This is a genomic window from Burkholderia sp. Se-20378 (assembly GCF_017104665.1).
Lineage (GTDB): Bacteria > Pseudomonadota > Gammaproteobacteria > Burkholderiales > Burkholderiaceae > Burkholderia > Burkholderia lata.
In genome coordinates this window covers 1-1,647 of sequence record NZ_JAAGPG010000973.1, presented here as the reverse complement: position 1 = coordinate 1,647, position 1,647 = coordinate 1, and the positions used below count along the sequence as shown (strand labels likewise).

Annotated in this window: 2 protein-coding genes; both read left to right on the top strand. The window is 69.3% G+C overall.

The window, feature by feature from the left end; genetic code table 11:
* The coding region (locus tag G3N93_RS39470) for an acyl-CoA dehydrogenase (RefSeq protein WP_241026899.1) at nucleotides 1–569 on the top strand (569 nt) is incomplete at its 5' end.
* Between the two features lie 30 nt (nucleotides 570–599).
* The coding region (locus tag G3N93_RS39465) for a CaiB/BaiF CoA-transferase family protein (protein ID WP_206135468.1) at nucleotides 600–1,647 on the top strand (1,048 nt) is incomplete at its 3' end.

Here is a 1,647-nt window from a genome sequence, read left to right as displayed (position 1 = left end):
CGGGCGTATCGCTGCGCGACTACCGGAAGATCGACGGCGGCCGCGCGGCCGAAGTGCGCTTCGAACGCGTCGTGCTGCCGGCCGATGCGGCGCTCGGCACGCACGACGGTGAAGCCGGCGCCGAGCTGCTCGAACGCGTGCTCGGCTACGGGCTGCTCGCGCTGTCGGCGGAAGCGCTCGGCGCGATGGACGTCGCGAAGGAGTACACGCTCGACTACCTGCGCACGCGCAAGCAGTTCGGCTTGCCGATCGGCAGCTTCCAGGCGCTGCAGTACCGGATGGCCGACCTGCTGCTCGAAGTCGAGCAGGCGCGCTCGGCCGTGATCAACGCGGCCGCGCAGCTCGATGCGCCGCGCGTGGTGCGCGAACGCGCGCTCGCGGCGGCGAAAACCAGCATCGGCCGGATCGGCACGCTCGTCGCGGAGGAGAGCATCCAGTTGCACGGCGGGATCGGGATGACGTGGGAGTTGCCGCTGTCGCACTACGCGAAGCGTCTCGTGATGATCGATCACCAGCTCGGTGATGAAGATCACCATCTCGCGCGCTACATCGCGCTGTCGAAACAGTAAAAGCAAATCACGCGAATGGAGGAGACAAGGATGACGAACGAATCGCGCGCATTGCCGCTGGCCGGCGTGAAGGTGCTCGATTTCTCGCGCGTGCTCGCGGGCCCGTGGTGCGCGATGGTGCTCGCCGATTTCGGCGCGGAAGTGATCAAGGTCGAGCATCCGGCGCGCGGCGACGACACGCGCGACTGGGGCCTGAGGATCGGCGACACCGAGACGACCTACTTCAACAGCGTGAACCGGAGCAAGCGCTCGATCTGTCTCGACCTGCAGACCGAAGCAGGGCAGCGGCTCGCACGCGAGCTGGCCGCGCAGGCCGACGTGGTGCTTCACAACTTCAAGTTCGGCGGCGCGGAAAAGCTCGGGCTCGGCTACGACGCGCTGGCCGAGCTGAATCCGCGCCTCGTGCACTGCGCGATTTCCGGCTACGACCGCTCGGGCGCCGAGGCCGCGCGCCCCGGCTACGACCTCGTCGTGCAGGGCGAGGCCGGACTGATGGCGCTGAACGGCGAGGCTGGCCAGCCGCCACTGAAGTTCGGCGTCGCGGCGGTCGACCTGTTCACCGGCATGTACTCGGCGCAGGCGATCCTCGCCGCGCTGTACGAGCGCCATGCGACGGGGCGCGGGCGGCGCATCGAGATGGCGCTGTTCGACTGCGGGCTGATGATCACCGCGTACTACGGGCTCGACGCGCTGCTGATGGGCGAGGACCCGCCGCGCTACGGCAACGCGCATCCGTCGATCGTGCCGTACGGCGTGTTCGACGCGGCCGACGGCCCGCTCGTGATCACGGTCGGCAACAACACGCAGTTCGCACGCTTCTGCGATGCGATCGAGCGGCCCGACCTCGCGGCCGACGCGCGCTACAAGACCAACCTCGGCCGTTCGGAAAACCGCGCCGAGCTGTTGCCCGAGATTCGCGGCGAGCTCGCGCGCCGGTCGCGCGCGACGTTGCTCGCGGCGCTCGCCGATGCGGGCATTCCGTGCGGCGAAGTGCTCGGGCTGCACGAAGCGCTGAAGTCGGAGCGTGCAACGAGCGCGGGGCTCGTCACGCGGCAGCCGCATCCGGTCGCGGGCGGCG